Raw genomic sequence first — 209 nt, 5'->3', positions numbered from 1 at the left:
GTTTCTAGGCCGCTGCCGGTTGGTCAGCGGTGATCTTCTCGTACTCGGTCGGTGCCAGCAATCCGGCGCTGCTGTGACGGCGCCGGTTGTTGTAGAAGTTGTGGCACCACCTTGTCAGGGCCATTCGGGCCTCGCGCCTGGTCGCGAAGCGGTTTCGAGAAAGAACCTCATGCTCGAGGGTAGCGAAGAACGATTCGGCCGCGGCGTTA

General features: G+C 61.7%; 1 protein-coding gene. It reads right to left on the bottom strand.

The window, feature by feature from the left end; all coding sequences use genetic code 11:
* Positions 1-4: 4 nt before the first annotated feature.
* A partial coding sequence (locus tag AD72_RS33535; RefSeq protein WP_031470672.1) for an integrase core domain-containing protein occupies positions 5-209 on the bottom strand: 205 nt, incomplete at its 5' end.

Origin of the sequence: Sciscionella sediminilitoris (genome assembly GCF_000737195.2) — a bacterium.
GTDB classification, from domain to species: Bacteria; Actinomycetota; Actinomycetes; order Mycobacteriales; family Pseudonocardiaceae; genus Sciscionella; species Sciscionella sediminilitoris.
This window is presented reverse-complemented; position numbering and strand designations above follow the sequence as displayed.